Genomic DNA, 5,769 nt, shown 5'->3' with positions numbered 1-5,769 from the left:
AAATCAGCCAGGCCGTCGATGAAGGTGCTCATGCCGTGCTGATCGTTGATCAGGCTGGATGGCACGTCACGCCGAAACTCAAAGTACCCGACAACATCACGCTGCTGTACCTGCCGCCGCGATCGCCCGAATTGAACCCTGTCGAGAGCCTGTGGCAGTTTATGAGGGAGAACTGGTTGTCCAACCGGATATTCAAAGACTACGACGACATCGTTTCCCATTGCTGCGACGCATGGAACAAGCTGGTCGCGCAGCCGTGGAAGATCATGTCGATGGGAATGCGTGATTGGGCGCACCGGTTTTGATTAGCGCTCGTTGGTATCATAGATAGGGATCGCGTGAAAATGGATCGGATAGCCTGGGGAGTGCCCGTAGCGGCCGATGTAGACCCGTCGGGCACCGAGCGCATTCAGCGCACGCTGGACCTTTGCAAACACCGTTCCCATCAAACCTAACACTTCGGCAGACAAATCGCTCAGATCATTCGTGGCTTGTGTCGAAGCAATCATGAGGTAGCCAGGAAGCGCCGAATTGATGCGATGGTTCACTGACCAGCCAAAAGTCTGGGCGATATGATATTGCGGAGGAATGTCATGGTCTTTGCTCATCACCTCACTTTATCAGGCACAATTGCGGTCGCAATGACCGCTGGTGGCGCTCTCCGGCAGTGGGAGTTTGTCCGCAGTCGCATGAGATCCGTAGTGCTCCCCGCTTCTTCATGGTAGGCACGCTTCGTTCCATCATGGCGACGCAGTAGGAGACAGCCGCAATGAAGTGCCTGCGCATCTATGCCACCTCAGACGGCGAGTCGCATTTCGACGAAGTCGAATTGCCGACGACGAAGAGGTCGGTGCACCCCGATGCCGTGCCGTTCGACGTTACGGCCAGTTATCCGGCGTCCCGCGTCCGCTTCACCCACATCCCGGCGGGCATGCGCGAGGTTGCTTGGCATAAGGTCCCGGAGCCCGTGTTGACGGTCCGGCTGGATGGTTCGGTGGAATACGAGACGAGCGACGGAGAGGTGCGCCACGTTCCGGCAGATAGTTTCGTGTTGGTGGAGGACACGCATGGCAAAGGCCACTTTTCGCGCCATTCCCCTGAGGCGCAAACCGTCATCTGGATCTCACTGCCAAACGGCCTCGAATTGCCGCCCGCATAGTAGGGATCGTTTGCTGGAGGGGGCGAAACAATACCTTAAGACCGAGGTGTCAGTGGCTGGATCATGAAAAGGCACGGGTCGCTGGAGCTACAAACGGGCGTCTTGGCTCGCTGCATGCACTTTCGCCGCCGTGATCAAGGCCCGGCCTATACCCCGGTGCCAACTTTCTTTGACGCCCATCAGATGGATCTCGACGGCAAACTCGGAGGTTGGTTTCAAGGACAGAAAGCCGATTGTTGTTCCATCCGGCGCTGAGCAGGCGAACATCGGCAGAACCTCCGCCTCTTGCGCATATGCGGCGATAGACGCTGGAATACCGAACCATTTCGGCAAGTCATTCAAGATTTCTTGAACGATGCGAGCTTTGTGTTCGGTGACCGCTCGAATGTGAAGCGCGGCAGCCTTTTTCACAATTGAGGCAACGAAAGGTCCTTTGTTTCCGGTGTAGTGGTCCCAATCGTTGTCAGTTTCAGAAGCCAGGCGTCGTTTCAGCGCGCCCTATGCTGCGGCATCTTCGGGATGTCCCTGCAGGTAGTCTCGAAAAAACAGCCGTTTCTGATGTGTCGGCGTCCCCGGAGCGCACAGGTAAACGCGCTCGCCAAACGAACCTCTGCCTGTCGTGAACGCCCACATGCCGTCGTTATATTTGTTGCCATGATAGGTGTAGCCGGCCAGCTTTAGCCTCTCGATCCCTTGCGGAATCAGTTCCTCCGATTTCAAGACAACATCGACATCGATTTTTGGTTTCGCGCACATGCCTGGAACAGAGGTGCTGCCGATATGCACGATGTCTGCAACGATTCCATCGAGCAGGCCACCGAGCTTAACCTTGACCTCTTCAAATTCCGTTGGCCAAGCCGGATCGTAATCCAGAACTACAATCGCTCTGTATTTTCCGGTACGCATCAGATCTCCGGTCATGCTGCACCCTTCTGTCGCGATCGTTGCACAACGTCGGCGACCGTGTTTTTGCTGATGCCAAGATCGCGAGCGATCCAACGGTAGCTACGACCTTCGGCCACGAGCGACAGGACTCTCGGCGCGAGCCGATCTGATTTTGGGCGTTCGCCAGTCTGGCGGCCGAGCTTCTTGCCGCGTGCCTTTGCTGCGGCGAGACCAGACTTGACCCGCTCGCTGATCAGATCGCGTTCGAATTCCGCAATACCGGACAGGAAGGTTGCGAGCATTCGGCCGTGCGGTGAGGATAAATCGAAGGTCATGCCATTCATAGCGATGACCGAGACCTTCCACCCCTCCAACTCCCGCAGCGTGCTAAGAAGGTCGATGGTCGAGCGGCCCCATCGGGAAAGTTCGGTGACCAGGATGGCGTCGATCTGTCTGGCTTGCGCGAGTGCCATCGCCTTTTTGCGTTCGGCACGATCGAGCTTCGCGCCGGAGCCTGTCTCCTTGAATATCGCGGCCACCTCGTAACCGGCTCGGTCAGCGAAAGCAGTCAAGTCCCGCTCCTGCCGCTGGCATGACTGGTCAGCAGTCGAAACGCGGCAATAGATGGCGGCGCGCTGTCCCAATTGAACCCTCGTGGATTTTGGTGCCGGAAGGCCTTGATTTGTATGGGCCGATTGTTGTCCAAAACAGACTATACTTCAATAGGGACAACTACGGCATGCCGAGGCGACATATTCTCACCGAGCGACAGCGCTCAGCGCTGTTTGATTTGCCCATCGATGAATTGTCACTGCTTCGACATTACACACTGGGCGACGACGATCTCGCACACATCCACGATCGTCGCAGGCCGGAAAACAGGCTGGGCTTCGCCCTGCAGCTTGTGCGCTACGCTATCCAGGGCGCGCTCTGACTCCCGGCGAGTTGATCCCGCATGAAGTTCTATCCTTCATCGGGGTTCAGCTCGGCATCCCGGCCGACGCGCTTCTCACCTATGCAGCCCGGCGTCAGACCCGCCAGCAGCATATGGAGGCGTTGCGCCAGATCTACGGCTACAAGACGTTCGCAGGCCGTGGTGCCCGTGATCTGCGGGACTGGCTTTTCGACCAGGCTGAAGATGCCAGATCGAACGAAGATCTTGCTCAGCGTCTGGTCGCGCGTTGTCGTGCGACTCTGACGATCTTGCCAGCAGTATCGACAATCGAGCGACTATGCGCGGACGCGCTGGTCGCCGCCGAACGCCGGATCGAGACGCGGATCGCGGAAAAGCTCGACAATAACGCACGCGAACGGCTTGATGGGCTGCTGACTGAAGTGCTCGATGCCAATGCCAGCCGGTTCATCTGGCTTCGCCAGTTCGAGGTCGGCAACAATTCCGCAGCGGCGAACCGGCTGCTCGACAGGCTGGAGTTGCTGCGTGGCCTGACTCTTGATCCGCAGCTTCTCGCCGGTATCCCGCCGCACCGTGTCGCACGCCTGCGTCGGCAGGGCGAGCGCTATTTTACCGATGGCTTGCGGGACATCAGCTCTGATCGGCGCTGGGCGATCCTTGCCGTCTGCGCAGTGGAATGGGAGGCGGCGATCGCCGATACGGTGGTCGAGACCCATGACCGAATCGTCGGAAAGACCTGGCGCGAGGCGAAACTGCTGCATGAAGAACGGATTGCCGATTCCAAGGCAACCGTCACCGATACGCTACGTGCCTTCACCACACTCGGAGCTTCCCTGCTCGAAGCCCGCAATGATGGTCTGCCGGTGGAAATGGCGGTCGCCAAATCGGCGGAATGGGGTCGGCTCGAACAACTGGTCGCGACCGGTGCCCAGCTCAGCAATACGCTGGCGGACGATCCATTGGCTCATGTCGGACAAGGATATCATCGCTTCCGCCGCTACGCGCCGCGCATGTTGCGGTGCCTGAAGCTCAAGGCAGCATCGGTAGCCCAGCCCTTGATTGCGGCGGCAAAAGCCATCGGCGAAATGCAAGCGTCACCATCGGCGACCGACAGCTTCTTGCGGCCGAATTCGAAATGGCACCGCCATTTGAGAGCACAAGACCAGGGCGACAATCGCCTTCGGGAAGTGGCGGTCCTGTTTCACCTGCGGGACGCCTTCCGATCCGGTGACATCTGGCTCGACCATTCGCGCCGCTATGGCGATCTCAAACAGGTGTTGGTGCCGATGATTGCGGCACAAGCTAATACAAGACTGGCAGTGCCCTTCGATCCGCAAGTATGGCTGACTGATCGAAAGGCTCGGCTCGCCGATGGCCTGAAGAGACTTGCACGAGCAGCGCGCGACGGAACCATCCCTCGTGGCAGCATCGAGGATGGAACGTTGCGGATCGACCGGCTGACGGCTGACGTTCCGGACAGTGCCGAGGAACTGATACTCGATCTTTATCGCCGGATGCCGCCAGTTCGGATCACCGACATCTTGTTGGAGGTCGATGCTGCGCTCGGGTTCACCGAAGCCTTCACTCATCTGAGAACCGGGGTTCCATGCGGTGACAAGGTTGGCCTGCTCAATGTGCTGCTCGCAGAAGGGCTGAATCTGGGACTGCGGAAGATGGCGGAGGCCACGAACACGCATGATTACTGGCAGCTATCGCGCCTTGCCCGATGGCACGTCGAAAGCGACGCAATGGACCAGGCGCTGGCAATCGTGGTGGCTGCCCAGGCAAAGCTGCCGATGTCCCGGTTCTGGGGCATGGGAACGACCGCATCGAGCGATGGTCAGTTCTTCCCTTCGGCCCGGCAGGGCGAGGCGATGAACATGGTCAACGCCAAGTATGGAAACGAACCCGGCCTCAAGGCTTACACTCACGTCAACGACCAGTTCGCGCCGTTCGCGTCACAGACTATTCCCGCGACAGTCAGCGAGGCCCCATACATCCTTGACGGGCTGCTGATGAATGAGGCCGGTCGTCAGGTTGGAGAGCAATATGCCGATACGGCCGGCTTTACCGATCACTTGTTCGGGACCAGCAGCATGCTCGGATACCGCCTTGTCCTGCGCATCCGCGATTTGCCTTCGAAGCGCCTTTACGTGTTCAATCCCGCAGGGACACCCAAGGATTTGCGCAAACTGGTCGGCGGCAAGATCCGCGATGAATTGATCATCGCGAACTGGCCCGACCTGTTCCGCTGCGCCGCTACCATGGCTTCCGGCAAGATCAAGCCGAGCCAGTTGCTCCGCAAGCTTGCCTCCTATCCACGCCAGAACGATCTGGCGGTTGCGCTGCGCGAGGTTGGCCGCGTGGAACGGACACTCTTTATTATAGAATGGATCCTCGACACGGACATGCAGCGGCGTGCCCAGATCGGCCTCAACAAGGGCGAGGCCCACCATGCTCTCAAGAATGCGCTACGCATCGGTCGCCAGGGTGAAATCCGTGACCGCACCACCGAGGGCCAGCATTACCGCATCGCCGGACTCAACCTGCTCACCGCAATCATCATCTACTGGAACACCCTCCATCTCGGCCAAGCGGTCGCAGAGCGCCGGAATGAAGGACTTGATGTGCCGCCCGAACTTCTGGCGCATATCTCTCCGCTGGGTTGGGCACACATATTACTGACCGGCGAATATCTCTGGCCCAAGGAAGCAACGGCTTATACCAACGTGAGCGGTCTCTGACTCGTTTTGCGGTTTCCAAATCAGTTGAATTCTGAATCTATGTCGCAAACGGAGGTTTGCGGATGACA

General features: G+C 58.5%; 5 protein-coding genes and 2 pseudogenes. 3 read left to right on the top strand and 4 right to left on the bottom strand.

Annotated features, from left to right (window positions below):
* On the top strand, window positions 1-305 hold a 305-nt coding region (locus BSG20_RS34590), incomplete at its 5' end, for a transposase (protein ID WP_177309931.1).
* 15 nt (window positions 306-320) lie between these two features.
* On the opposite strand, the pseudogene BSG20_RS34585 reads toward BSG20_RS34590, so the two are convergent.
* Window positions 321-608: pseudogene (locus BSG20_RS34585) on the bottom strand (HIT family protein); the annotation flags it as partial.
* 161 nt (window positions 609-769) lie between these two features.
* On the opposite strand from BSG20_RS34585, the gene BSG20_RS34580 reads away from it, so the two are divergent.
* Window positions 770-1,159 (top strand): cupin domain-containing protein, encoded by a 390-nt coding sequence (locus tag BSG20_RS34580; RefSeq protein WP_093041926.1) that lies wholly within the window; start codon window positions 770-772, stop codon window positions 1,157-1,159.
* Between the two features lie 87 nt (window positions 1,160-1,246).
* On the opposite strand, the gene BSG20_RS38240 is transcribed toward BSG20_RS34580, so the two are convergent.
* The 3 genes from BSG20_RS38240 to BSG20_RS34570 form a co-directional block, all read right to left on the bottom strand.
* A complete protein-coding gene (locus BSG20_RS38240) occupies window positions 1,247-1,570 on the bottom strand; it encodes a GNAT family N-acetyltransferase (RefSeq protein ID WP_244551847.1) in 324 nt (107 codons plus the stop codon).
* Between the two features lie 87 nt (window positions 1,571-1,657).
* On the bottom strand, window positions 1,658-2,080 hold the full coding sequence (locus tag BSG20_RS38235) for a GrpB family protein (RefSeq protein WP_342030087.1): 423 nt from the start codon (window positions 2,078-2,080) through the stop codon (window positions 1,658-1,660).
* The gene (locus BSG20_RS34570) at window positions 2,077-2,688 is read right to left on the bottom strand and encodes a recombinase family protein (RefSeq protein ID WP_093041923.1); all 612 of its coding nucleotides are present in this window, start codon (window positions 2,686-2,688) and stop codon (window positions 2,077-2,079) included. Before BSG20_RS34570 ends, BSG20_RS38235 begins: the two co-directional genes overlap by 4 nt.
* Before the next feature lie 95 nt (window positions 2,689-2,783).
* Between BSG20_RS34570 and BSG20_RS34565 the strand changes: the two are divergent.
* Window positions 2,784-5,701: pseudogene (locus BSG20_RS34565) on the top strand (Tn3 family transposase).
* Window positions 5,702-5,769 lie beyond the last annotated feature (68 nt).

The sequence above is a fragment of the Rhizobium tibeticum genome (assembly GCF_900110205.1).
GTDB lineage: Bacteria > Pseudomonadota > Alphaproteobacteria > Rhizobiales > Rhizobiaceae > Rhizobium > Rhizobium tibeticum.
Note: the sequence above shows the minus strand (reverse complement) of the source record. Positions and strands in the feature narration are given on the sequence as shown.

Bases quoted from the DNA above. Each gene is read 5' to 3' on its own strand.
- BSG20_RS34580 (WP_093041926.1), top strand. From the start codon at position 770: ATGAAGTGCCTGCGCATCTATGCCACCTCAGACGGCGAGTCGCATTTC.
- BSG20_RS38235 (WP_342030087.1), bottom strand. From the start codon at position 2,080: ATGACCGGAGATCTGATGCGTACCGGAAAATACAGAGCGATTGTAGTT.